This window comes from uncultured Campylobacter sp., from assembly GCF_938030145.1.
Taxonomy (GTDB): Bacteria; Campylobacterota; Campylobacteria; order Campylobacterales; family Campylobacteraceae; genus Campylobacter_B.
In genome coordinates this window covers 1-26,034 of the sequence record NZ_CALHGM010000029.1, presented here as the reverse complement: position 1 = coordinate 26,034, position 26,034 = coordinate 1, and the positions used below count along the sequence as shown (strand labels likewise).

The 26,034-nt window shown below is 48.8% G+C and carries 22 protein-coding genes and 1 pseudogene; 16 read left to right on the top strand and 7 right to left on the bottom strand.

The window, feature by feature from the left end; genetic code table 11:
- Positions 1 to 87: 87 nt before the first annotated feature.
- From Q0323_RS05390 to Q0323_RS05315, 16 genes and pseudogenes are all read left to right on the top strand, one after another.
- Positions 88 to 804: pseudogene (locus Q0323_RS05390) on the top strand (Sua5/YciO/YrdC/YwlC family protein); the annotation flags it as partial.
- A 96-nt stretch (positions 805 to 900) separates the two neighbouring features.
- Positions 901 to 2,778: a hypothetical protein gene (locus Q0323_RS05385; RefSeq protein WP_366939558.1), complete on the top strand. Its 1,878-nt coding sequence runs from the start codon at positions 901 to 903 to the stop codon at positions 2,776 to 2,778.
- 591 nt (positions 2,779 to 3,369) lie between these two features.
- The gene (gene nikR, locus Q0323_RS05380; RefSeq protein ID WP_005870445.1) at positions 3,370 to 3,801 is read left to right on the top strand and encodes a nickel-responsive transcriptional regulator NikR; all 432 of its coding nucleotides are present in this window, start codon (positions 3,370 to 3,372) and stop codon (positions 3,799 to 3,801) included.
- A 746-nt stretch (positions 3,802 to 4,547) separates the two neighbouring features.
- Complete coding sequence (gene hypB, locus Q0323_RS05375) at positions 4,548 to 5,390, top strand: hydrogenase nickel incorporation protein HypB (RefSeq protein WP_298052278.1); 843 nt, start codon at positions 4,548 to 4,550, stop codon at positions 5,388 to 5,390.
- A complete protein-coding gene (locus Q0323_RS05370) occupies positions 5,390 to 5,671 on the top strand; it encodes a HypC/HybG/HupF family hydrogenase formation chaperone (RefSeq protein WP_298052277.1) in 282 nt (93 codons plus the stop codon). The genes hypB and Q0323_RS05370 overlap by 1 nt, the downstream gene beginning before the upstream one ends.
- 35 nt (positions 5,672 to 5,706) lie before the next feature.
- Complete coding sequence (hypD, locus tag Q0323_RS05365) at positions 5,707 to 6,804, top strand: hydrogenase formation protein HypD (RefSeq protein ID WP_298052274.1); 1,098 nt, start codon at positions 5,707 to 5,709, stop codon at positions 6,802 to 6,804.
- A 186-nt stretch (positions 6,805 to 6,990) separates the two neighbouring features.
- A complete protein-coding gene (gene hypE / locus Q0323_RS05360) occupies positions 6,991 to 8,181 on the top strand; it encodes a hydrogenase expression/formation protein HypE (protein WP_298052272.1) in 1,191 nt (396 codons plus the stop codon).
- Between the two features lie 100 nt (positions 8,182 to 8,281).
- Positions 8,282 to 8,839, top strand: a complete 558-nt coding sequence (locus Q0323_RS05355; protein WP_298052269.1) for a hydrogenase maturation nickel metallochaperone HypA — start codon at positions 8,282 to 8,284, stop codon at positions 8,837 to 8,839.
- Between the two features lie 771 nt (positions 8,840 to 9,610).
- Complete coding sequence (locus tag Q0323_RS05350) at positions 9,611 to 10,378, top strand: hypothetical protein (RefSeq protein ID WP_298052266.1); 768 nt, start codon at positions 9,611 to 9,613, stop codon at positions 10,376 to 10,378.
- A 244-nt stretch (positions 10,379 to 10,622) separates the two neighbouring features.
- Positions 10,623 to 11,669, top strand: coding sequence for an ABC transporter substrate-binding protein (locus Q0323_RS05345; RefSeq protein WP_177388356.1), 1,047 nt, complete (start codon positions 10,623 to 10,625; stop codon positions 11,667 to 11,669).
- Positions 11,669 to 12,649 carry an iron ABC transporter permease gene (locus Q0323_RS05340; protein WP_298052263.1) on the top strand — a complete coding sequence of 327 codons (981 nt, stop codon included), beginning with the start codon at positions 11,669 to 11,671 and terminating at the stop codon, positions 12,647 to 12,649. The genes Q0323_RS05345 and Q0323_RS05340 overlap by 1 nt, the downstream gene beginning before the upstream one ends.
- The gene (locus Q0323_RS05335; protein ID WP_298052260.1) at positions 12,633 to 13,397 is read left to right on the top strand and encodes an ABC transporter ATP-binding protein; all 765 of its coding nucleotides are present in this window, start codon (positions 12,633 to 12,635) and stop codon (positions 13,395 to 13,397) included. The genes Q0323_RS05340 and Q0323_RS05335 overlap by 17 nt, the downstream gene beginning before the upstream one ends.
- 417 nt (positions 13,398 to 13,814) lie before the next feature.
- Positions 13,815 to 14,513, top strand: a complete 699-nt coding sequence (locus tag Q0323_RS05330) for a hypothetical protein (protein ID WP_298052258.1) — start codon at positions 13,815 to 13,817, stop codon at positions 14,511 to 14,513.
- Positions 14,514 to 14,628: 115 nt separating this feature from the next.
- Positions 14,629 to 14,769, top strand: coding sequence for a hypothetical protein (locus tag Q0323_RS05325; RefSeq protein WP_297943916.1), 141 nt, complete (start codon positions 14,629 to 14,631; stop codon positions 14,767 to 14,769).
- Positions 14,766 to 15,290 (top strand): hypothetical protein, encoded by a 525-nt coding sequence (locus Q0323_RS05320; protein WP_298052257.1) that lies wholly within the window; start codon positions 14,766 to 14,768, stop codon positions 15,288 to 15,290. Before Q0323_RS05325 ends, Q0323_RS05320 begins: the two co-directional genes overlap by 4 nt.
- A gap of 149 nt (positions 15,291 to 15,439) precedes the next feature.
- Positions 15,440 to 16,123 (top strand): hypothetical protein, encoded by a 684-nt coding sequence (locus Q0323_RS05315; protein WP_298052254.1) that lies wholly within the window; start codon positions 15,440 to 15,442, stop codon positions 16,121 to 16,123.
- A 360-nt stretch (positions 16,124 to 16,483) separates the two neighbouring features.
- Here the strand turns inward: Q0323_RS05315 and Q0323_RS05310 are convergent, their stop codons facing one another.
- The 7 genes from Q0323_RS05310 to Q0323_RS05280 all read right to left on the bottom strand — a co-directional run bounded on the left by Q0323_RS05310 (position 16,484) and on the right by Q0323_RS05280 (position 25,853).
- Complete coding sequence (locus Q0323_RS05310; protein WP_298052251.1) at positions 16,484 to 17,575, bottom strand: ABC transporter permease; 1,092 nt, start codon at positions 17,573 to 17,575, stop codon at positions 16,484 to 16,486.
- Positions 17,572 to 18,360, bottom strand: a complete 789-nt coding sequence (locus tag Q0323_RS05305; RefSeq protein WP_298052248.1) for a hypothetical protein — start codon at positions 18,358 to 18,360, stop codon at positions 17,572 to 17,574. Before Q0323_RS05305 ends, Q0323_RS05310 begins: the two co-directional genes overlap by 4 nt.
- Entirely contained in the window at positions 18,357 to 20,105 is a 1,749-nt protein-coding gene (locus Q0323_RS05300) for an ABC transporter permease (protein WP_298052245.1), read from the bottom strand. Before Q0323_RS05300 ends, Q0323_RS05305 begins: the two co-directional genes overlap by 4 nt.
- Complete coding sequence (locus tag Q0323_RS05295) at positions 20,102 to 20,935, bottom strand: hypothetical protein (RefSeq protein WP_298052242.1); 834 nt, start codon at positions 20,933 to 20,935, stop codon at positions 20,102 to 20,104. The genes Q0323_RS05300 and Q0323_RS05295 overlap by 4 nt, the downstream gene beginning before the upstream one ends.
- Positions 20,922 to 22,802, bottom strand: coding sequence for an ATP-binding cassette domain-containing protein (locus Q0323_RS05290; RefSeq protein WP_298052241.1), 1,881 nt, complete (start codon positions 22,800 to 22,802; stop codon positions 20,922 to 20,924). The genes Q0323_RS05295 and Q0323_RS05290 overlap by 14 nt, the downstream gene beginning before the upstream one ends.
- A 941-nt stretch (positions 22,803 to 23,743) precedes the next feature.
- Positions 23,744 to 24,709: an HlyD family efflux transporter periplasmic adaptor subunit gene (locus tag Q0323_RS05285; RefSeq protein WP_298052239.1), complete on the bottom strand. Its 966-nt coding sequence runs from the start codon at positions 24,707 to 24,709 to the stop codon at positions 23,744 to 23,746.
- Positions 24,710 to 25,370: 661 nt separating this feature from the next.
- Positions 25,371 to 25,853 (bottom strand): flavodoxin domain-containing protein, encoded by a 483-nt coding sequence (locus tag Q0323_RS05280; protein WP_298052238.1) that lies wholly within the window; start codon positions 25,851 to 25,853, stop codon positions 25,371 to 25,373.
- Positions 25,854 to 26,034 lie beyond the last annotated feature (181 nt).

The following is a 26,034-nucleotide window of genomic DNA, read 5'->3' as shown; positions in this document are numbered from 1 at the left end:
CAAGGCGCTGAAGATTGTGCAGAGCAGGGCGGATTGCAGAGTACGCAAATTTTCAGTAAAACGGCGCGCCGTAATTTCGCCTGCGACATGCTAACTGCAGACGATTCGCAGAGCACGGTAAACGAGCTAGAACGCGCATACAATGGATCTGATTTGCGGCCTGCGGCGAGCGAGCCCGTTTCGCGAAACTCTGCGAATACTTCGAGTTTGCAATATGCCGCGGATAGGACGAACTCGCGACGTGGGGCGTGCGAGCAGGACTTGCAAAATGCTGCAGATAAGGCGGCTTTGCAATGCGTGGCAAATGAGCCTGATTCTCGGCTTGCGACGGACGAGTCTATTTCGCAAAATTTGGCAAATATTCAGAGCTTGCGACATGCTGAGGATGGGGTAGACTTGCAGCGTGCGACGTGCGAGCCGAGTCCGCAACAGACGATAAATTCGGAAGGCTCATGCTCTGCGCAGGCGTGTGTGGCGGACGCGCGTGGCGCATATTTTGATAACGTGGGAGATTTCGTGCGTTTGCCCGCGAGCTTTTCGGCGATTTTTAAGGCGGGTGCGATTTTTATCGCTCCAAGCGTGGCGCCAAACCTTAATAAAATCGGCATTTTCCTAGCCAACACTGGCGTGCATCTGCTGCTTTTTGAATACTTTGATCGCCCGATCGTCGCCACAAGCGCCAACATTAGCAGCGAGCCCATCATTTTTAGCAGCGAGGAGTTGCGCGCGAAGCTGGGCGGCGTCATCTCGTTTTACCTGGATAACGACCGCGAAATTTTAACGCCGAGCGACGATAGTATCGCGTTTTTACCGCCGTTTGAAGCGCAAACTTTAACGCCTGATTCAAAAACGGCTTGCAATTCGAGCAAAGTTGCTACGTCGCTTGCGACTTGCACCGAGATGAAAAACTCCGTGCAAAATTTAATCTTAGCGCAGAATTCTACGACGAATTCCGTGTCTATCCAAACTCTTACTACTCCGCAAAATTTTAATGGAAATTCCACGGGCGGGTTAAATTTCGAGAACCCGCAAAGACCTTCCGATACGGATACAAGTTGCGATATCGTAAATTTTACTTCCAAAACTAGCTGGGACGACACAAATTCGGCGCCTCAAAAAAACCAAGATGACGCAAATTCTGCCGCCGAAGCGAAACCTGTTTGTGAAACGAAATCCGCCTGCGCCGCAGGTATCGCAAATTTAGCAAACATTGCAAATCCCACAAGTTCTGTGAATTTCGCGAATGCCGCAAAACCGGCAAGTAGCGCAAATTTAGCGAGCTACACAAATTCCTCCGCCGAAGCGAACGCTCTAAATCGCGCGCTGTTTTTGCGAACCTCTCGCGGAATGAATCCAAAAATTTTCCCTAGCAAATTCCAGCTCAAAGGCACTTTCCTGGCGCTCGGCGCGGAGCTGAAAAATCAGTTTGCGATCTACAAAGACGGGCAAATTTTCATCTCGCCCTACATCGGCGATCTTAAAAACATCGCCACGAATGAGCGATTTTTCGCGCTTTTGGATATGTTCGTGCACGCCTACGAGCTGAAATTTGACGCCGTCATCGCGGATCTGCACCCACAGTTTTCGCACACGCGATTTTTCGAGCAGCGCGGATACCCCGTGATCCGCTACCAGCACCATTTTGCGCATCTGGTGTCGAATCTGGCGCAAAATGAGCTGCTAGGCAGCGGCAAAAAATACCTCGGCTTTTGCTTCGACGGCACCGGCTACGGCACGGACGGCACGATCTGGGGAGGCGAGGTGATGATTTTTAACGAGTTCGGCTTTAATCGCGTGGCAAAATTCGACGAGATCGCGCTTATCGGCGGCGAGAATGCGATCAAAAACATCTACAAACTTGCGCTCGCGCTCGTGTTTAAATTTAATGCAAAGGACGCTGCGCGCGAGTTTTTGGCAAAATTTAATGCAAGCGAAGTCGCAAATTTAGAAAAAATCGCGCCGCGTGCCATCCGCTCAAGCTCGCTAGGGCGGCTATTTGATGCGTTTGCTGCGGTCATTTGCGGCCTGCGAACCGTAAGCTTCGACGGCGAAGCGGGCATGCGACTTGAGAACCTATATATCGACGGCTGCGAGCAGAGTTACGAATTTACGCTGCGAAAGGAGGGAGAAAATTTTATCCAAAACGCGCCGCAATCCGCTTCGCAGCAACGAAGCGCCGATGATTTGGCGCGCGAAGCGGGGCAGGGCGGTTTAAATGCGCAAAATCATAGCGGCGTGAAAGATAACTGCGCACTACAAGGCGATTTTAAAGAGCTTGTGAACGATACGGCGAGCAAAGGCAAGCTTGGGTCGGCGGCTCAAAACATCGCCGAAGGCAGCGGCAAAAAGAATGAAAGTTCTGCCGCAAATTCTATAAACCGAGCATCCGCCCTAAATTTAATAAATCTTGAAAGCAAAAACGCCGCCGATGCGGATCAATCCCCGCAAAATAGAGCTTGCGCGCCGAGCCTTGAGGGCGAATGTTATGTGATCGATTACGAAGAGGCGTTTTTGCAGGCTTTGCGCGATGAGCCGCGCTTGGCCGCGACGAAATTTATCAACGGCATCGCAAATTTCATCGCCGCTTTCGCCGAGAGAGCAGGGCTCGAGGTCGCGCTAAGCGGCGGGGTCTTTCAAAACACCACGCTTCTAAATCTTACGTGCGAAAAGCTGCGCGCGCGAGGGATAAAATTTCATCTAAATCGCGCCGTTCCGTGCAACGACAGCGGCATCGCATACGGACAGCTCGCGGCGTATTTAAGCGAAATTTCGCGCTAAGCTCGTCCACAAAAAACGCAATTATAGCCGTTAAGCTCGCTCTTTGTAAAATTTATTAGTCTCATTCGCCGCTAAATTTAATAAACTCTGCGCCCTGCTTGCGCTTTGCGCAAATTCTAACGCTACGGCGATAAAATCCACCGCGGCTAGCTTTCTAAAATCGCAAAAGTAACGAACAAATTTGCGCCTTACCGTCTCTATATGTCACAACCGAAACGTTAAAATTTTAAAAATTTAACGGCGCGCCGTCGCCTGCCATAGCGTCACGGCGCACCACTATGGCAATCGATGCAAAATTCTACCGCGGCGCGTGGCTAGATACTGCGCAGATCCCAAACTAAGACGCTATTTAACGCCCGATTCTTAAAATTTGGACGCAAGCTCGCGGTAGAATTCAAAATAACGTAGCATCGGTAAATTTCATCGCGCTAGCACTAAAATACAACGTGAAATCGAGAGCAAAATTTCAAAATATGCACGATGCTTTGGAGCTTTAAATTTTAAAGAATAAGCCAAATTAGCGCGAAATTCTTACTATTTGAGCGGAATTTCGGTAAAATTACATTCAAAATACGCGAAATGAGGGGAGCTATGAAAAAAGAGGAAAAAGAGAGCGCCGTAAGATTTAGCATTTCGCTGCCGACGAAGCTTTTTGAGGATCTCGATGAGATGGTGCGCGCCAAGCAATACCTAAGTCGCAGCGAGTTTATCCGCGATCTCATACGCGAAAAGATGGTCGAGGGCGTGCTTCACGGAGATGGCGAGGATGACTGTGTGGGCGTGCTTTGCATCGCTTACGATCATCACCAAAGCGATCTGATCGAGCAGCTCGTAGAGATCGAGCACCACGCAAACGTCACCATCGTCAGCACCAGCCACTTCCACATCGACGAGCGCCACTGTTTCGAGGAGATCACGATGCGGGATAAAATTTCAAAGATCGAGCGGCTCAGCGCCAAAATCGGCGCGCTAAAAGGGGTGAAATTTTCCAAGCTCGTAAAGGCGGTCATCACCGAAGCGTAGGGCGTTTGCACGTTTTTAAAAACAGCGCGTCGTGCTAAATTTACGCGCTTTTAAATTTAAACGCAGCGGCTGCGCGACTTTTGCGAGTTGTGCAGCGCGATTCTCGATCGAGTGGAGAATTCGGGCGGCGCGGCTGCGCAAGGCGTGCAAATAAAATTTGTTTAAATTTATGCGGCAAACGAAAGTGCAAAATTTTATAAATTTTAATCAAAAAGTATTCTTGCCGCGGGTTTAAATTTACGCACAGGCACGAAACCGGCGCAGCAGCTCGCGACTAAATTTTATAGGCGCCACCTTCATGCCGTATTTGTAAAGCCGAGCTAGCGCAAAATCGATATTAAAATGGTCGCCGCATTGATGTTCGGCACGCCGGAGAGCACGCGCGAGATTGTAGAGCGCCGGTAAAATCCGCTCGCAAGCCTTGAATTTCCCGCCCCTATCTACAGCGATCTCTGGTTTATTTTGAGCCGTTGCGAGCTGCGAGGTCTAAATTTGCAGAGCGCGGCTTTGCTGCCTGCGAGCAGGCGATTAAATTTAAAGCAGCGCTTTACTCGCGAGCTTTAAAAATTTTACGTCGAGCCTTCGCAAACAACGTATGAAATTTAGATAAAACCGAAGCGCATAAATTTCCAAGCCCGTTAAATTTCATAAAATTTCGCGCTTCGATATAAAATTTATCAAATTTACGCCATTTAAAGCAAAAACGTGGTATTTTACGCGCAAAATTTATTATCCAAGGAGAAAAAATGTGTAAAGATTGCGGCTGTTCCATCGGCCACACTCACGAAGCGGGCGCCCATTCGCACGCAGATATGACACACGAGCATGTCCATACCCACTCGGACGGTACGACTCATTCTCACGCTCATATCCACGCAGCGGGGATTGATCACGAGCACGACGCGTACGATCACATCCACGCAAATGCCGCTATTAATGACGCCAAGACGATTGAGGTGATGAGTAAAATTCTAAGCGCCAACGACGAGGAGGCCGCTCACAACAGAGCCCATTTGGATGAGGATAAAATTTTATGTCTAAATTTGATGAGTAGCCCCGGTAGCGGCAAAACGACGCTGCTTGAGGCCACTATCAAAAGCGGCAAATTTAAAATCGGCGTCATTGAGGGCGACCTGGAAACTAACCGCGACGCCGATCGCATCATAAAAGCTGGCGCGCAGGCCCATCAGATCAGCACCGGCGAGACCTGCCATCTGGACGCCTTTATGGTTCACGAGGGGCTTCATCATATCGATACTAAAAATTTAGATCTGGTTTTCATAGAAAACGTCGGAAATCTCGTCTGCCCGGCGGCATTTGACGTGGGCGCGCACCTGAACGTGGTCCTTCTAAGCGTGCCCGAGGGCAGCGATAAGATCGCAAAATACCCCGTGATATTTCGTCGCGCAGACTGCGTCGTAATCACCAAAACCGCGCTGTTACCGCATTTTGACTTCGATATACAGGAGGTAGTGCGCGAGGTACACAAACTCAATCCGAAAGCCGACGTAATCGCGCTTGATAGTAAAAGCGGCGAGGGCGTGGAGAAATGGCTGAAATTCCTACAATACAAGAAGGAATTTCGTTAATGTGTCTTTCAATCCCTTCAAAAATCATCTCGATCGACGAAAATAATTTCGCGACCGTGGAGACTCTGGGCGTGCGCCGCGGCGTGAGCTTGGATCTACTTCCAGAGCCAGCGACCGTCGGGGAGTACGTGCTGATCCACGTGGGCTTTGCGATGGAGAAGATCGATACGCAGCGAGCGAAGGAGAGTATCGAAATTTACGAGCAGATCGCAAAGCAGATGAGGGCGGAAGAGGGCTCTGTATATGAAAGCATAGAGCCGAGAGCCGGCGCAGAGAATTAAAGCGGCTTGTAAACCCGTAAAATTTAAGGTAAATAATGGATCTAATCAAGGATTTTAGGGATAAGGAGCTGATTTTAGCGCTTAGCAAGCTGATAATTTCCAAAAGCAAAAAGCCGCTAAACATCATGGAGATTTGCGGCGGACACACGCACTCGATCATGAAATTCGGCCTTCCGAGCCTGGTCGGCGAAAATATTAAATTTATCCACGGCCCCGGCTGTCCGGTATGCGTGATGCCGCGCAGTCGTATCGACGAGGCGATCAAGCTCGCCGCGATGCCGCAGAGTATTTTTTGCACTCTAGCAGACATGCTGCGCGTGCCCGGCTCTCGCACGAGCTTGCAGAAGCTGCGCAGCGAGGGGCACGACATCAGAGCGCTTTATAGCCCGCTTGATTGCATAAAGATCGCGCAGGAAAATCCGCAAAAAACGGTGATATTTTTTGCGATCGGCTTTGAGACGACGACGCCGATGAGCGCCGTGCTGATCGATAAAGCGCTAAGCCTGGGGCTAAAAAATCTCTTTTTTCACATCAACCACGTTACGGTGCCCGCGCCCGTGCGAGCGATCTTAGACGGCGCGGACGTGCAGATAGACGCGTTTTTAGGGCCTAGTCACGTAAGCGTGATCACCGGCGCGAAGGTCTACGAGAGCATTGCGCGAGACTACAAAAAACCGATCGCCGTAAGCGGATTTGAGCCGCTTGACATAATGGCGGGCGTATTAAATTTGGTGGAGCAGCAAAACGCCGGTACTTACGAGGTTTTCAATGAATACGAGCGCGTCGTAAAAGAGGGCGGAAACCAAAAAGCGCAAGATTTAATAGATAAATATTTTGAAATTTGCGATTTTCCGTGGCGAGGGCTCGGCGAAATTCCAAAAAGCGGCATGAAGTTGCGCCCGCAGTACGCGGCACTGGATGCCAGGGTGCAGTTTGATTGCAGCGTACAGAGCGCTCCCGAGAGCAAGGCCTGTATCTGCGGCGAAATTTTGCGAGGCAAAAAAAGCCCCTATGATTGCAAGGTTTTCGGCAAGCACTGTACGCCGCAAAACCCGATAGGATCGTGCATGGTCTCAAGCGAAGGCGCATGCGCGGCGTACTATAAATACGGCGACGTCAAAAACGCGGGCTAAATTTTGCGCGCGGTATCCGGCTAGCAGAGCGTAAATTTTAAAAACAAGTCGTACTTTAAAATTTTAACCGAAGCGGAATCGTTGCACTAAATTTGCTTTAAAATTTTGCGCGGCACCGTAGCGGCACGGCTTGTTTAACTGCGCAATACGGACTTGTAAATTTAAAACCGAGTGAAAAGGAAAAATTTGAACGAAACTATACTTTTAAGCCACGGCGGCGGCGGCGAGGAGATGAATAGGCTCATCAACGAGACGATCTTTGCGGCGTTTGATAATGAAATTTTACGCGCGAACAACGACAGTGCGATACTAAATTTAAATTTAGACGCCAGGGCGGGTTTTGATCGCGCGAAGCCGAGCTCTACTTTGAATTCTGCGAGTTTTGGCGGCGAGCTAGCTTTCAGCACCGATAGTTTCGTCGTTACGCCGCTGTTCTTTAACGGCGGCGATATCGGCAAGATCGCCGTTTGCGGCACCGTCAACGACCTTGCGATGGTGGGCGCAAAGCCGTTGTTTTTAAGCTGCGCGCTCATCATCGAGGAGGGGTTTAGCCTAAGCGAGCTACGACGCATCCTGGACTCGATGGCAAGCACTGCGCGAAGCTGCGGCGTTCGTATCGTTTGCGGCGACACAAAGGTCGTGCCGCGCGGCAAATGCGATAAAATTTTCATCAACACTAGCGGCATCGGCCGTGTTTTGCGACCTGCGCGCGTGCAAAACATCAAAGCGGGCGCAAAAATCCTACTTAGCGGCGACATCGGGCGGCACGGAGCGGTGATACTCGCGGCACGCGACGAGATCGCGCTAAGTAGCGAGCTACAAAGCGACTGCAAACCGCTTTGCGGCGCGGTCGAAAAGCTGATCTTGCAAGGCGTGAAGATCCAGGCGATGCGAGATGCGACGCGCGGCGGGCTCAGCGCGGTTTTGAACGAATTTGCAAACTCTAGCGGGCTTGAATTTTTGGTGCGCGAAGAGGATATCAAAATCAGCGACGAAGTAGTGGGCGTGTGCGAGCTACTGGGCTTCGAGCCCTACGAGCTTGCAAACGAAGGCACTTTCGTAGCGATCGTAAAAGATGACGCCGAGGCGGATAGGGCGCTTGAGATACTGCGCGAATTTGACGCAAACGCCGCAATCATCGGCGAGGTACGCGAAGTAGGGCACGGCGGGGGCGAATTTGAGGGTACTTTGACGCCGAAGCTTAGCGCGCAAGACGAATTTACGGGCATAAGCGATACGGACGCGGCGTCAGAAAATAGGGCGGAACAATTTCAAGCTCCCTATGCGACAAAAGGGCGAGTGATTTTGCAAAACGCCTACGGATCGCAGCGATTTTTGGAGCTTCCAAAAGGCGAGCTACTGCCGCGGATTTGTTAAATTTGCGTGCAAATTTAAGCCTAAATTTCAGAGCACGTTTTTAAATTTACAACAAAATTTCGCACAAAATACGGCACGGCCGTAAAATTTAGAGGAAAAAATGCATGAACTATCGATCGTAGTGGATCTTGTGGCGCTATGTGAAAAGGCGCTAAACGCCGAAAAAGCAAAGAAAAAAGGCGCAGCCGAGCAAGGCGATAAAAATCGTTGCGACATCGCCGATACCGCCAATGAAAATACGAATTCCGCGAATACTCACATGGACACCGAGAATACCGAAAATACGGGTGTTGCGGATACGGACTCGAACGGAAAAAACGGTGATTTTTATAAAAATTTGGATGCAAATCCGGAGGCATCTTACGATACATTTGGTTTAAAAAGTCCGCAAATAAGGGAACTGCACGTAAAAATAGGGCGGCTAAGCGGCGTGGAAGCGCATTATTTGCAAAACTGCTATGAAGTCTTTCGCGCAGGCACCGTCTGCGAAAATGCTGATCTCGTCATCCATACCCAAGAGATCGTCGTAAAATGCAAAAACTGCGGTTTTAGCGGAGATTTGACGCAAAACGACTTCTCTTGCCCGCGCTGCAAAAGCTCCGAAATCAGCGTAATCGACGGCGAAGATATGTATCTAATGCGCCTGGTTATTGAATAAAAGAGGACACTCATCTTGGCGCGATAGCTTCCCATATTTCAAATTTTAAACTATTCACATAAGTAAAATTTCATTTCCGCCCAATTTAGATATTTATCCTATTTCATTCTTGTAATAAATACCATCCATTATCCTGCTGATTTTATTTGAAGTCACGGATAAATTATTGAATATAGATTTATGTAAAAATTCTTCTAATAAAAACACCAAATACGTCAAAAATACATGAAATTATTCATATAATTATATGTTAATTTCGTATTAGATTTTTACTTGAAAATTATAGTTTTCAATATAAAATATCTAAGATTATGGGAACCATAGCGCTTTTTAACACTATTTATCGTATATCGACTCAAAGAACCCAAAGAGACAAAATGCGAAAATGCGAGTTTTCTCTATATATGAGTTTTTTTACTTTACTATCGTTCCATTTAGCTTTTAAATTTAAAGTTAATTACTTTATGATGCAAACACGCTGTGCGGTATAAAATAAAATTTCATAATTTATTAGCACAAAAGCCAAATTACCCTACGTTTACTCCCAAATTGCCAATTTGCCCTCTTTCGGAATTCAACCTTTTAAACAAAATAGATTAAATTCCATTCAAATTTTGCTTGCGCCCTCCCCCTCGTATTGCTATTAGTAGATTTCTCACACTCGACGCTAAATTCTAAAATTTGGCAACTCGCAGTTTCTAAATTTATCTAAATTTCAAACCCCGCAAGTATAATCCGCCATAGATTTTAAAATTCCAAAGGCACAACTTTATGAACCCTAAAATTTTAAGCGCCATAAAATTTCGCGGTATAACCTCTAGCGTTTTGGCAATCTGCACTTATCTGATCATTTGGGTTTGTTGTGAGTTTTGGCATAACGTTGAAATAAGCAAATTTTTAGGCGTTGCCGCCGTAATTGTTGCCATGATTTTCACCTCGATGATTTTTAAACTCTCGGCAACCAAAATTATCTCTGATATCTCCGATAGTAAGGTCTTTAGGACGTATTTAATTACCTTTATTGCTCGAGTGCTTTGGACTATCATGGTTATCGCATTTTTATTGTATGCTATAAATATCGCGAGCTCGGAAACTCTCAATTACTTCTTTCATAGCCACAGAGAATCTTTTGTAGATACATTCTATTCTGTTATTAGAACAACTCAAAATATAGGGTTTAGTTATCAAAACGAAGCGACGCTGATTGCCATATGGAGCAATATCTTTCTTGTTGTAATTCCAGCACTTAAAACTATTAATTACATAGTGTTGATACTAATGTATTATAAACTAGGCAAAGCTGCTACAAATAAGATTTTTTACTTCTGTGGAGGATTATATTTTATGTATTGGATACTTCTAAATATTATGAATGTATTCGTTAATCTTCCGAAAATAAGCAATGTAACAGCGGTATGTATCATACTTATAGCGATTTTTTTATCTGAAATTTTAGAACTTATCGCCTGGATTAGGATTAAAGGCATTGCGGGCGCGGAGCTTTGGAATAAAAACTTATGGACGACGCCTGCAAAATAAATCAAAAAACTAATCGGTTTCGCTTGGCACCTGGCAGTATCCGGCCAGCCTAGAGGAGACGGGTAAAAATTTTTGCCAGCAAAATTCTGCGTAAAATCACAAAATTCTGCCCTACGAAAACATCTGAAATCCCCCACGACAAAATGAAATAATTTATATAAAAATTTATCTGGATTTTATGCCGATCAGCTATAATTCCGCTATTCTAACCCCGCATATTTTGCGGAATTTTCAAGGAGAAAAAATGCTTAAACTTCACTCAATCCTTCTTGGTGCAGCGCTTTGCGCTAGCCTGGCTTTTGCAGATCGCACGATTACCGATCAGCTCGGTCGCAAGGTCACGATCCCGGATCAAGTAAATCGTATCGTCGTGCTACACCACGAAGCGCTCAATGTCTTAAACGAAATCAACGCCCAAGATAAGGTCGTAGGCATCCTAAAAAGCTGGGAGCAGCGCCTAGGCAAAGAGTATAATCGTTTGGCACCGAGTTTTAAAAACCTACCTAATCCAGGCGATATCAAAGATGTCAATTACGAAGCTCTGCTTAGTCTAAAGCCCGATGCGGTCGTAGTGGTCAACTACTTCCCTAAAGAATATATCGCTAAAATGGAGGAGTTGAAAATCCCAGTCGTAGGTATTTCATTTTTCAGCTCTGCACAAGAGGAAAAAGCTAAGCTAAATCCGACCTTTAAAGATGAGCGCGATAGCTTCGCTGCTTACGATGAGGGCTTTTACGAGGGGGTTAAAATTCTAGGCGAACTAAGCAATCACGAAAAGGATGCCGCTGAACTAATAGATTTCGTTAAAAAATCGCAAGCTGATTTAAATGCCAAATTTAGTAATTTTATCGTAGATAAAAGACCTAGAGTTTATATGGCAAATCCTGATCTTACGACCTACGGTAGCGGCAAATATACTGGCGTAATGTTAGCAAGAGCGGGTGCGACGAACGTTGCCGCTGCAGATATAAAGGGCTACAAACAGGTTTCGCCGGAGCAAATTTTAGCATGGAATCCGCAGATTATCTTAGTGCAAAACCGCTATCCTCAAGTACCTGCCGAGCTTAAAGCAAACCCTGCGCTAAAAGGTCTTAGCGCCGTGAAAGAGGATAGAATTTATCTAATGCCCGAATTCGTTAAAGCCTGGGGTCATCCGACTGCCGAAGCAATGGCGCTTGGTGAGGAATGGCTTGCGATGAAACTTTATCCGCAAAATTTTAAGGACGCAAACTTTGATAAAAAAGTAGAGGAATTCTACGAGAAATTTTACCGCGTCAAATATCAAAAATAATGCTAAACGTGATCCTGCTTCTTTTTTGGGTAGTGCTGGCGATAATCTCGCTCGCTAGTGGGCAGTTTCATATACCGTTAGAAGAAATTTTTAAAATTCTCTTTAGCGGAGGCGGCGATGAAGCCGCCAAAAGTGTGATGCTGGATGTTAGAATTCCGCGCATTCTACTCTCCAGCCTTTGCGGTGGAGCGCTTGCTATCGCGGGTTTGAGCTTGCAGGCGGTATTTAAAAACCCGCTCGTTGGCCCGCACATCGTAGGCGTGAGTACCGCAGCAGCATTCGGCGGCGCGCTTTGTATCTTGCTAGGATTGAGCGGCTTATGGCTTGCGGGTTTTGCATTTTGCTTCGGACTTGCGGCGCTATTTTTGCTCTATCTTTTGGCAAAATTCGTAGCACGCGCCGATATTTTCTCGCTCATTTTGGCAGGTATAGTCATTAACGGCGTATTTGCCGCACTTACGAGCTTAGTGCAGTATCTAGCAGACGATGAGGAAGTGCTGCCTAATATCGTTTTTTGGCTACTGGGAAGCTTCGTAAGCGCAGGATACGATAAGGTAATTTTGATGTGCGCGATCGCCCTGCCCGCTTCTGCAGTATTAATCGCGCTGAGATGGCGGTTTAATCTACTCAGCCTAAATGATGATGATTTGCGCGTGCTAGGCGTGGACGTTAAGTTTCTGCGCTGCACTATCCTAGCGCTTTGCACCGCTCTGATCGCCGTACAAGTTAGCGTCAGCGGAAATATCGGCTGGGTAGGTCTTGTAGTGCCGCACGCCACCAGGCTCATCGCGGGCAACGACCACGTGAAGCTAATGCCTGCCTGCTTCATCGCAGGAGCGATCTTTATGCTGGCAATCGACGATCTATCTCGCTCGCTAAGTAGCGCCGAAATTCCTTTAGGAATTCTATCCGCTCTCATAGGAAGCCCGATCTTTGCCCTACTTCTAAAAAGGAGTGCCAAAAATGCAAAATCTAATTGAGGTAAAAAATGCTGGCTTTTACTACGAGGCGGAAAAATTCTGCTTTCGCAACTTAAGCTTCGAGCTTGCCAGCTCTCAAACATTAGCGATTTTGGGCTTAAACGGGCAAGGTAAAAGCACGCTAATGTCGTGTATGATGGGGATTTTACAGCCTAAAGAAGGCGAGATCGTACGCAAGGCAAAATTTGCTTTCTTGCCTCAAAGCTTTAACGTCGCGTTTGATTACAGCGTGCTTGACATCGTACTGATGGGGCGGGTACGCGAGATCTCGCTCTTTTCAAAACCGGGCAAAAAGGATATTCAAATCTGCCTTGACGCTCTGGATACGCTAGGCGTCGCCCATCTGCAAAAGCGCAGCTTTAACGCCCTTAGCGGCGGGCAGAGGCAGCTCGTGCTCTTTGCTAGAGCCCTAGCTAGCGGCAGCGACGTGCTGTTTTTGGACGAGCCTGCCAGCGCGCTTGATATCAAAAACCAAGACCGCGTGCTAAGCCTCATCACAAATCTACGCTCAAATAGCGATGCGAGTATAGTTTTTACCACCCATCAGCCTAACCACGCCCTCGCAGTCGCCGATCGCACACTAATCTTGCGAAATGATCTTAGCTACAACTACGGCGCAAGCAACGAAATTTTAACCGAAGCCGCGCTTAGCTCGCTCTACAGCGTACAGATCAAAACGGCGGAATTTGACGTTGCGGGCGAGCAAATCCCCAGCATCACGCAAATTTTCAGCGCGCAGGTGAAGTAGCGGCGCGACAAAGCAACTCATCAATCGGCGCAAAATTTTAAATCGCGGGATTTTGCCTTGATCTAAATTTAAATCTCGGAATTTAACCTTTAAATCCTGCCTTAGAATTTCAATCAAAATCTCATAGCGGAATTCTACTTGCGACTTGCCGGTTTGCGAAACGTGCGATGAAAGTATGCCACGCTTGAGATTTGAAATTCCGCCGCGAAATTCTGCCCCGCAAATCCACAGGCGGAATTTCGTTTTAAAATCCAGTGACGGAATTTTATTCTCGCTCTGGTAGAATTCCTGGAATTCCGAAATTTCGTAGTTTGCAAGCTTGCCGCGACGAAATTTTGAAATTTTAAATTTAGCTATTTAATTCCTGCTTTACATCGATTTATGTATACTTCGGGATAAATTTTAAAAAGGCTTATTATGCAAGATCTCGTATCTCAGGCAAGAAAAGAGGGGATGATCAGCACCGGCATCGATCTGTTTTTAGCGGCAGTGCCTGCGACTTTAGTTGCGCTAGATATTGCTACTGGCGGCATGCTAGGGCTTAGCACCAACAAGACGGCTACCTATATCACTGGCGGAATTATTTTTGCTCTTTTGTGTGTTTCGGTATTTTTCAGGCTAAGAGCTCTCCGCAAAATTTCAATGCTTAGCGGCATAAAAGCGGCGGTGCTTTACCGCAACTGCATAATAATCTGCGTCTGCTTTTTTGCGCTAGCGCTCGTGCTTAATTACCTTTATCCGAGGGAGCCTGACGCAGACGGCGGGCAGAGCGATAACCCATTTGTGGCGATATTTGGACTAGCGCTTTTCGCAGGCGTTATTTACATAATCGTCGCATGGTTTCGCATAAATTTCTCTTTGGCGCGCGTAAGCGGCGTGAGTACCTTTCGGACTTATGTGTGGCTTTGTGTGGGGCTTTTTGTGCTAAATATACTATGCAATGCAGCGATTATTGCTATAGCTATTTCCTCCGAGCCGCGGACCGAGCAGGTCTCGGCTTTAGCTATTGCTGTCGTAATGCTTAAACTGCTCCTGCCGTTTGCCGCTCTCATAATAACTGGCATCGTGCACCTACTAGCCTGGAGCAAGATAGAAAAGATAAGCGCGGAGGTTTAAATTTTAAATTTCATAAACCTCTTGTCACGATAAAATTTCGCTCTTTTCGGTTTGATTAGCGTTTTACATCTGCTTTTTGCATATTGAAATAAATTTTTAAAAGGAGTTATACGACGTGCAAGACACCGTATCTCAAGCAAGAAAAAATGGGATGATCAGCACCGGCATTGATCTGTTTTTAGCGGCGTTACCAGTGGTTTTGATGGCGATAGACTTTGTTTTTGAGGGCATACCGGGTATCCATATAATATCGTGATCATAGGTGGAATTTTTATCGCTTTTATTTGCTTCTCGGTGATTTATAGGTTAAGAGCGCTCAGCAAAATTTCAGCTCTTAGCGGGATAAAAGCGGCGGCGCTTTACCGCAACTGCATAATTGTTTTCATCTGCATCTCGGTGTTTTCATTATTTCATCCGATAAGTTCTTGTAGAGAAGAGATGGTTAGAGAGACAACAGGAGAGACAATATGGAATTTAGCGGTACCCGCAGCCGCAATCTACATAATCGTAGCGTGGCTTCGCATAAATTTCTCTTTGGCGCGAGTAAGCGGCGTGAGCGCCTTTCGCACCTATGTATGGCTCTGCGTGGGCTTTTTAGCGCTAAATATACTGTGCGGCGCGGGACCCTTCGGTTTGGCTAATTCCAAGCCGCAAATTGGCGATTCCGATGCGGTTTTAGTCGCCACATCATTTAAGGAATTTTTGCCGTTTGCTGCCCTCATAATAACCGGCGTCGTGCACCTGCTAGCTTGGAGCAAGATAGAAAAGCTCGCCTAAGCCGAAGCGCTTTCGTTTTGCGGCGACCACGCCTTTTGTAAGTCTAAACCGCAACGTCCAAGCCGCGCTGTTATAGCAATGTCAAGCGCGCTGCCGCAGCAGTAAAGCCGTAAGATAGCACGTAAATTTAGAAAATTCAAAGGATAAAAATGAAAGAAATTTCAAAGCAAGATCTGCTTCGCAAGGCGAAATTCCGCGGAGTTTTAGGTGCCGTGATTTTGCTAGGCATCGGCATAAGCGGCACGGTGGGCGTAAGCAGCATAGACGAGGACGCGGTCGCGATTTTTAGAGTTTTAGCGCCGCTAGCGACACTAGCGATATTTTACGACTGCTTCGTTTGCCTAGAAAAGGCACTAGGCGTGCGCTTCGTTAAGACCTATAGACTGATAGAAAGTATCCCAATCGTCGCGATTTTGTGCTACTGCGCCATGGTAGTAGCGCTAAAAGAGGGCGCGATGCTTGATCTACTCTACACCCTGCTCTACGTCCTTTCGACGTGCGCAGCGGTGATAATCTGGGGCGTATTAAACTGCCGCCTAGCCACACTTAGCGGCGTGGATTTATTTAAAATCTACGGCATAGTGGTGTCCGTGACGTGGCCCTGCGAAGCGGCATCGGGCGCGCTAGCTAAAATAGGCGTAATCCTCGCTCTGCCGTATCTAATCGCAGTGTCGCTGGTAACGGCGTTTTCGGGGATTTTGCTAATCATAGCGTGGATAAAATTCAACCCCGCAAGGTTATGCGGCGCGGAAAATTCTAGCGAGCTTGACGGCGCCAAGCTAGGTGCGGACGGCGAAAAACCAAGCATTTACAGAAAACTCGCCACTTTTTAAGAAATCAGACGCAGACGATGCGAAAAAGCCCGCTTCCAAGGCGAGCGCAGATGATACGACTGCCGCAAGACGCCCGGGCAACCCTGGATTTAAATTCTAACTCTATTCGCAAGACGGAATTTCGCAAAATTTTTAAAATTTAAGGCGCGGAATTTTATCGCGACGCGCGACGCATCGGGTGGAAACACGGAATTTTGATTTAATTTTATCCGCTACGAACGCGCAAAATTTAGGGCAAAATTCCAAACTGAAATTCCGCGATCAATTTAAAATTTTAAGCAGAGGTTCAATCCAAAAATTCCGACGAAGCAAAATCCAAGCCAAAATTCCAGCTGAAATTCTAAAATTCCGATCTAATCCCTAATCCAGCTTATTTCTAAAAAGCGACGCGGCCAGCGCCATCGTACCCGCGCCGATCAGCAGCAGCGGCACGATGAGATGCCACAGCTCGCTCAAGCTCGCCCCCTCCAGATAGATCCGCCACATGCAGTTGTTGGCATAATACATAGGATCGAGGTGCGCGATGTAGTAAAACCACCGCGGCATCGCGTCCGCAGGCGTTATCAGCCCGCTTATCATAATGCACGGCAGCAGGAACAAAAACGAGCTCACGACCGATTGTAGCGAGGTTTTGCAGACGGTCGAGATCACGAGGCCGATGCCTACGTTGCATGCGCTAAAGATCGCGATGATCGCAAAAAGGTGCGCAAAGTGCCCTCGAAACGGAATTTCGAAGTAAAATACGCAGATCAAAAACAGCGCGAGCCCCTGCGCGATCGCGATCAGCACGGGCGGCACGGCTTTGCCGATCAGCATCTCAAGCGGGTTCGCGGGCGTCATCAGCATCATATCGAAGCTCCCCTCCTCGCGCTCGCGGGAGACGCTAAACGCCGATAGCATCAGCACCTGAATCATCGAAAGCCCCAAAATCATCCCCGTCATGATCGTGTAGCGCGTGATCGTGTTTTCGTTAAAAACATAGCGCGGATTTATGCTGATTAAATTAACAAAATGCTGCGCGTTGTATTCCCCCGCTATGGCTTGCACGAAGCCGATGACGGTGTTTGCCAAGGTCGTATTACGCGAATCCGCGATGATCAAAAGCTCGTGCGTGTCCTTAAAATCGCTGCCGAAATAGATCCCGATTATCGCCTCGCCCTCGCTTACCGCGCGGCGCAGGCAGGTTGGGTCTTTGCAGCCAAGTTCGGTCTTAAACATCGGCGTAGCGGCGATCTGCTGTACCAGCGCAGCGGACGTTGCATCGCGGGCATCGTCCAAAATCGCGTAGCGCACCTGCTCGGGGGTGAAATTCGCGCCGTAGCCGAATATGATCGCCTGCACCAGCACCGGCACGATCAACACCATGCGCGTGCCCTTGTCGCGAAACATCGCCAAAAATTCCTTTTTAATAAGCGCGCGAATTCGAAGCAGTGATTTTCGCAGAGCGTTCATCGCGCACCCCTTTTAAATTTAGCGGCACCTTTAAATTTAACGCCATTTTCAAATTTAGCGGTGCGTGCGTGCGGAGTGAAATTTGAAATAAAATTTAAAAGCGGAATGGACGCGGGTTTAAATTTATGCGGCGCGAGCGTAAATTTTAAAATTTCAAACCGATTACTCGGCTTGGGCGTAAAATTTAAAATTTCAGATCTATCGCGCGGCATCTCGCGCATAAATTTTAAAAGCGCAAGTTTAAATTTACGCGACAGCAAGGAGATGAAATTTAAAAGCGCGCTTGTGAGGCCAAATTTGCTAAAATTTTCCACGCGCCCTACTTCGTAGCCGTGCCGTGCAGCTGCGCTACAAAATCGCGCTATGTAGTGCCGCGCAGAATTCAAATATCCGCCCGCATGGTTAAGCTTAACCGCGCGCCGTTTTTCTGCTATGCCGCATCCGCGCCCTGCTTCGATTTTGACTTTATTCGCGCGCGACAAAATGCAGCGCAGAGCGAACGGTAGCTCTTGAATAAATTTTAAAATTTTAAATCCATTTCGCGATATGAAATTTTGCGCTGTGTCCGCAAGACGCGCTAAAGCAAGCGTAAATTTTAAAATTTCAAACCGATTGCGTGGCACGGACGTAAATTTTAAATTTCTAAATCCATTGCGTGACGGCGCGGGTGTTAAATTTAAAAACTCCGTCGTCGCCGTTCGCAAGCTAAAGCGTCTCGCGCCGAGAAATTTTAAAATTTCATATCCACGCTCTGTTTGTTTGCGCGAAAATTTTAAAAATTTCATCGTGCGCCCCTTTTTACGCTAAGTACGCACAAGCTGAAAAACAGAACCGCTCCGAGCGCCTGAATAGCGAGGTTTACCCACAGCGTCGCGCTCTGTCCGCCCGAGAGGAAGCAGATGCGAAAGGACTCGACCGCGTATGTGGGCGGCAGCAGGTGCCCGATGAAGTTGACCGCCGCGGGCAGTCCGCGCAGATCGAATATCATGCCGCTAAGCAGCGTCACGGGTAGGTAGCCGATGACGATGGCGTATTCCTGCGCTAGGAATTGATTTTTGCAGATCGCCGAGATCAGCATGCCTAGGCAGGTCATCTCCAGCACGAAGACGCACAGCGTCGCCAGCAGCATCGCCACGCTGCCGCGGATCGGGATGCCCAAAAGCACCTGCCCGTAAACGAGCGTCATCGCGCCGCCCAAAAGCGCCAGGAAATAATACGCGCCGACCTTGGCAGTGACGATCTCAAGCGCGCTTGCGTTGGAGTTGTAAAGCGAGGCGATCGTGCCGCGGTCCCATTCGCGCGAGATCACGACCGCGACCATAAATAGGCAGATGAGCCCTAAAATCCCCACGTACTCGGCAGATACGAGATACCACGTCGATTCGTTGGCTTCGTTGAACCAGCTGCGATAATTCACGCTGACGGGCTTTGCGGCGGAGTTTAAATTTGCGTTTAAAAAGCCGTAATCTTGCGCCAAAACCTGCTCGATTACGCCTGCAACGTAAACATAGCTAAGAAGCGCGAGCTGCGACTGCGTGGCGTTTTGGATAAGAAAAATTTCGGCGCCGTCTTTGTCTGAGTTGCTCGCGCCACCGCCTCCTACATTACTTGAGCTGCCTACATTACTTGAGCTGCCACTGTTATTTGCAGCGCCGCCTGCACTACTTAAGCCGCCGTTATTTACAGCGCCACCCGCGCCGTTAGCGTAAGGGTTTGTATTGGCGCCGCCGCTAGTATTTTGGAGATCGTCCGTGCCGCCGATAAAACCAGCATTCGTATCGCCCACGTCGCCGATTAAATTTACGCCGCCTTGATTTGCGCCTATGTCACCTGCACTGCTACCGGAATTTGCGCTCATACCGCCCGTATCGTTACTGCGAGAATTTGCGCCGGCGAAATTCGCAGTCGCGCCCATACTACTGCCGCTAGAATTTGCGGTCGCGCTGCTTGAATTTACTCCGTTGCCGCCCGTTTCCGAGCCGTTGCCGTATGAACCCTCGCCGCTTGCACTAGAGCCGCCCGTGGAGGTGTTTATGCCACTCTCCGTGCTAGCGCCCGCGCTGTCGTTCTCAAGCGGACGGACATTTTCGCCGCCGTTCATATTCTGGATATCGCTTGCGCCGCGCGTGGAGGAGCTTTCATCGCCAGAGAGGTTCAAATTTACGCCGCCGCCCGCGCCGCCGAGCCCGCCCAAAGTGCTTTGAAATTTCGCTGCAAAGCGTGGATCAAAATATAAAATACTCTCAATCTCATGCACCTTAAAATCTCTCCTCGCGCTCTCTAAATCCGTGTAAACGCGGGTTTGCAGGTATTTTGAGCCCAAAAATCCGCCGAGCAGATCCCGCTCGATTTTGGAGCCCAGATCGCTTACGAAGCCCACCTTGATGGGCTTTATGTCCATCCGCATCGCGTATCCGTAGATCACGACCAAAATTAGCGGCATCAAAAACGCGATCACGAGCGCCGATCGGTCCTTTGCGATCTGCGCGAACTCCTTTTTTACGAGGATTTTTAAAAAGGTAAAGTTCATCCGCCCTTCCCCTGTACTCGGATTTTGCGCCGCTGCGCTGCGCGCGACGAGCTCCCGAATTTTGATCGCGCAAATTCGGCGACCGCAGCTACCGCATTTTGAAATTTTAGCCGCGGGATCGCATTTGGCACATCCCTAAATTTTAATTGCGAAGGTGCGGCAACCGAGATTTGAAATTTTAACGGCGCAGACGGACTGCCCGCGCCCATTTCGCTCATCGCGCCCTGAAAATTTAATCGTGCGAGCACATACGGCGGGCTTTGAAATTTTAAGCAGTTGCGCGGCACGGTCTTGCTGTGAGATTTTTGACGCAAAAGCTCTACGGCAGCGGAAGATCCGCGATGAAATTTTTGCATCGGGGTTTTAAATTTACAAGCTACTCGCAGACTGACCGCCATTTTAAATTTACGATCTGTTTGCAGAGCGGTCACCCTTTTAAATTTATAATCCGTTTGCGAGCCGCTCGCGCTTTGAAATTTGTGGAGCAGATGAAGCGAACTCGCTTCGGCGCAGAGCTCGCGCAGTATCCATCTAAAAAATCCACGCCGTGTCCCGCCGCGCGACGTCTCATTTAAAATTTCGCAACCTTTCAAAATTTTATTATCGATCCAAGATTTGCCGCCGTTTAAAATTCCGCCGCTTAGAATTTTACCGACATTAAGAGCCAAGCCGCTCAAAATTCCGCCGCCGTTTAAAATTTCATCGCCCCGCAAGACCCTTGCGCCGCTTAAAATTTTATCGCGCGGGCGCACCGGTTTTCGCCCCGCCCGCATAAAATTTGGATCAAAAATCCTCGCTGCTCGCGTAAAATTTAGATCAAAAGCCCTCATCGCCCGCCTCGCTTCTAAATTTTTGCACCTCGTTTATGAAGGCCTGCTGCACGCTAAGCCGCCGCCCGTGCTGTACGCAGACCTCGTCGGGGCTGCCCAGCGCTAGGATTTTGCCGCAATCTTGGATCAAAAACCGATCGCAATACTCCGCCTCCTCCATAAAATGCGTCGTCACGACCACGCTCACGCCGGTGCGCGCCAGCGCGTTTATGCGGTTCCAAAAGAGCCTGCGCGAGAGCGGATCGGCGCCGCTGGTGGCCTCGTCGAGAAACAAAATCTCGGGGCGGTGGATGAGCGCGCACGCCATCGAAAGGTTGCGCCCCGCGCCGAACGGCAGGTTCTGCCACGTCTCGTTTCGCAGCCGCTGCAAGCCAAACTCGCTCAAAAGCTCCTCTATGCGCCGTTTCAGCGCTACTCCGCCGATGCCGTAGCTGCGGCCGAAATACTCTAAATTTTGATAGCAGCTTAGCTTTTTATAAAGCGAAAATTTTTGCGAGACATAGCCGATGCGCGATCTGATCGATGATTTGGCGCGGCGCAGATCCTCGCCCATGACCGAGATCTCGCCCCCGCTCATCCCCAAAAGCGCGCAGATCATACGAAACGTCGTCGTTTTGCCCGCGCCGTTTGGACCCAGAAGGCCGAAAATCTCGCCCTTTTTGACCTCAAAACTCGTATTTTCCACGGCGGTGAAGGAGCCGAATTTTTTACTCACGTCGCGCACTTTGATGACGGTTTGAGCCGCATCAAAGCTCTTTTTTTCGTAGCCGAAGTTTGCCGCACCGATCTCTGCTTTGTTTAGAAAAATATACGCATCCTCCAGGCTCGCTTCGCGCGGACTGAGTTTAAATTTCGCGCTTTCGTTTTCGCTAAATTTAACGCCCTCGTTTTCGTTTGAAATTTTAAAATTTTCGTCGCGCCCGTTTTCGCACTCTGTGTCTTTGTCGCTCCCGTTTTCGCGCTCTGTATTTTCGCCATCACCCTCTAGGCTTGCGTTTAAAAACTCCTGCAGATCGCGCAGGCTTATCGGCTCCTCGCTTAGCAGATCGACGCTGCCGTCTCTGGGGCAGATGTCGATGAGCGGGGAGTTTTTTAAAAACCTCTGCGTCTTAAACATCAAGCGGCGCGCCAGGCTCTGATAATCCTCGCCGTCGATGCGAAAGGTGCGATCCCGCAGCGCTGCGGTGATCTTTGCGGCGCGCTCCTGCGCTATGATCTTACCGCCGAGTAAGATCAGCGTCAGATCGGCATCCGCCGCCTCGTCGAAATACGCCGTCGAAAATATGCATTTCGCGCCGCTTTGATCCAGATACTCGCGCACGATCGCCCACAACTCGCTGCGCGAGAGCGGATCGACGCCGACGGTGGGCTCGTCGAGCACCAAAAGCCGCGGACGAGCCGCGATAGCGCACGCAACGCCAAGTTTTTGTTTCATCCCGCCGGAGAGCGAATCCACGGCGTAATCTTTAAAGCTCAAAAGCCCCACGCGGCGCAAAAGCCCGCGCAGATACTCCGCGCCGTCTTTTAGATCGAGCCCTTTTAGGCCCGCGAAGATGTTTAAATTTTGCCAGACGCTAAGCTCCTCGTAAAGCCCCAAGCTCTGCGACATATAGCCGTTTGCGCGGACGAATTCTTTATTTTCGCCGCTAGGGGTGAAGCCGGCAAATTTTATCTCGCCGTAATCGGGCGCGATGATGCCGCAGATGAGCTTTAAAAGCGTGGATTTGCCCGCGCCGTCGGGGCCCGTGAGGCTGATGAGCCGCGGCGAGGCGCCGATTCGCAGATCGAAATTTTCAAAAACGACGTTTTTGCTACGATCCTCTCGCAGGTAAAATTTCTTTAAATTTACGATATTTAGTAGATCCAAGCCTAGCTCCAAATTTTATTTACTCGCCCCGTCGCTTGGCGCGACGAACGAGACCTATGCACGCCTAAAAGGCGCTCTTTATCGCAACGCCCTGCTTCTGCAGCCGCTGAGACGTCGTGGTTTTGCGACCGCTACGGCGTCTTAGTTTTGTGACAGCCGCGGCATCTTGGTTTTACAACCGCCGCGCGCTTTAAATTTCGCGTCGCACGCCGCGAACTATCCGCGCATAAAACGTCGCGATCCTAAACATCGAGCGCTCCGTGAGCGCCCGCGATAAATTCGCTTCAAAACGCAAGCGAGTTTTCAGACACCTGGCGAGCTGTGAGCGCCGAGCTCTCTATCTGCGTCGCGCCTCTTGCGATGAAATTTTACCGCCGTCGCGCTTTTTGGCGAATTTATACCTAGTTTCGGCTTTCTTTGTATAGTACCGACTCAGCTACCGCGTCCTTTGGGGTAAAATTTCACCGCCGTTTGCAACCTGTATTTGATCGCGCCGCTTGTTTCGTAGCGAAATTTTACCGCCGTCCGCGCTCGGTTCAATCGCTGTTTGTTTATCGCAAAACGCCTGCTAGAAACAAAGCCCGCTCCCGCTCTACCGTCCGGCTTTTACCTATTCTCCGCCGAGATGCAAATTTTAAAATTTAACCCGCGCTGCTTTGCGCCAAAATTTCGCCAAAATTTTACTCGCCGCCGAGACGATCTATTTTAGGCGCGACGAAAATTTATCGCCCTGCTCTGCCGAGCAAGCACCGTCTAAATTCCATCTCGAAGCGCGCTTTTAAAATTTCATCAGACCCACGCCGTATGCACGGCTCGCGCGACATTGCGTAAAATTTGCTGGGCAGCGAGCTTTACTATCTAAATTTCGCCCGCAGTCTCCAAAGTGCCGCCCACGCTAAATTTCGCTCGTGCATTAAAATTTCGCGCGCAACGCTTGCGCGTTAAAATTCCACGCTGATCGGCTGACCTAAGCGAAACTGCTCATCTTCGTCGCTAAAATCGGCGCGCGCCTCCCACACGAGATCTGCGCGCAGCTCCTCGGTCTGCACCGTGCGGGGCGTGTACATCGCGGTTTGGCTCACGTAGGCGACCTTTGCGCTCGCGCTAGAGCCGTCCGCAGCGATGATCCGCACGCTCTGTCCGGCACGCAGGAAGCGGAGCTGATTTTCGCTTAGATAAAATTTCGCGCGCTTGTTTTTTACTTCGCTGAGCTCAAAAACGCCCACGCTGGGTATGCTGATGTCGCCAAGCTCCTTCAGGCGCGCTCTGATCTGCCCGCTAAAGGGCGCTTTTAGCACGCTTTGCGTCTCGATTTGGTAGTTCAGATATTTTAGATTTTCCTCGCAGCTTGCCAAATTTGCGCGCGCAGCGCCTACATCCTCGCTGCGGTAGCCGCTTTGAAGCTGGCGCAGATTAGCCTGCGCGCTTTGCAGCTGGGCTTGCGTGCGCTTCATCGAGTAAAACGCCTCGTCGATCTGCTGCTTGGATGCGGAGTTGGTTTTACCTAGGCTTTTTAGGCGCTCGTTCGTCAAAGTAGCGAGCTGTAGGGCGTTTTGCAGCGCGCTTACGTTCGCCGCCGCCATCTCGATCTCCTCGCTACGAAAGCCGCTTTGCAGCTTTTGCAAGCTAAATTTAAGCCCGTCGCATCTCGCGATCTGAACCTGTCTTTGAAAACTCAGATCCGCCGTATCCAGAGCCGCCAAGACGTCGCCAGCCTGCACGAAATCGCCCTCGTCGCGATAAAGCGCGCTAATGCGGCCGCTGCGCTCGAAGCTAAGCGAGCTCTGCCTGATATCGATGATGCCGTAGGCCTTGTGCGTGACCTCTTCGCGCCTATCGAGATTGAAGTAGATCGCCGCGGCGAGAGCGGCCAGCGCAAAAATGACGAAAATTAGAAGCCTTTTCATAGATCGCCTTAAATTTTGATATGCGGTTATTATAAAATAACTTTTCTAATGCGGCGCTGATATTTGAAGTTCGGGCGATGATTTTATAAATCGATCGCATTAAATTTGCCGTATTGAATTGACCGCCGCGCGAGCAGAATTGAAGCTTGGGCGGATAAAATTTAGCCTATCTACGCGATTTTAAGCGGTACGGCTTGTAAAACACAGCGACTTTTTGAATTAAAAATTTTAAAATTTTGACGAGGGAGCCCCGCTCGGAAGCAGAGCGTGAAATTTTAACGTGCGGGCGATACATAGGTGCCGCGAGCGTAATTTTGACGCGTAAGTAAAATTTTAATATGAGATTAGAATTTTAATGCGCAGGTGCTACACTGGCGCTGTGGGCGGAAATTATAGTGCATAAACAAAACATCGCAAATTAAATTTTTGCTATGTTTATAGTAATCTACGCGGCAAGTTGGAATTTACAGCCTCCGCTAGCGATAAATTTTACGCGGCATGAGCAGGCGGCGCTTGAATGCGGCGGAAATTCTAACGCTGTGGCGAGTAAAATTTAAGAGGGCTCCGCTTTCAAGCGAAGCGTGAAATTTAATGGGGAAATTTAACGAGCTTTAGGCTCGATAAGCCCAAAGCTCGCTCGGTCGTGCAAAAGCTGAAATATTTAAAACTCGCTTCCAACCGCGGTGATCCATTTATCGGCTCTTGCCTGCCAGTGCTCGTCGCCCTTAAAATCGATCGTAAGACCCACGAATTTGCCGTTTATGAAGGCGCGTGAATGTTTAAATTTATAGCCCTCCACGCCCCAAGCGCCGATGAGATCGGCCTTTTTAAGCACCGGCAAAAACGCACTCATGCCGCTGCAAAAATCGTTGCCGTGGCGCTCGACGTTACCGACGCCGACGAGCGCGACCTTCCTTCCGTCAAAATCAGTTTTATTCAAAAGCTCCAATTTGTCGTCAAATTTAGCCTGGATCTGTCCGTCGCCGTGCGTCGAAGCCGCAAAAATAAACGCGCTAGCGCCCGCCAAATCCTCCTCATTTAGCTCTTTGGCCTCCTTGATCTCAAAGCCGAGCTTTGAAGCGATGTATTCGCTCACGACCTTCGTATCGCCGCCTTTGGTGGCGTAAACTAGTAGTTTTTTCATTTTTTCTCCTTTAAAAATAACAACAATTCTAACTAAATAAGATAAAATCTCGGTTAAAATAGATTTTGTGCGGCCGCTCAGCTTAGCAGGCACATTTAAATTTTAGAATTTTAAATTTACGAAATTGAAAAAGTGATTTGAAATTTAAAGCGAACGGATAAAGTATTAAATTACGACAGAA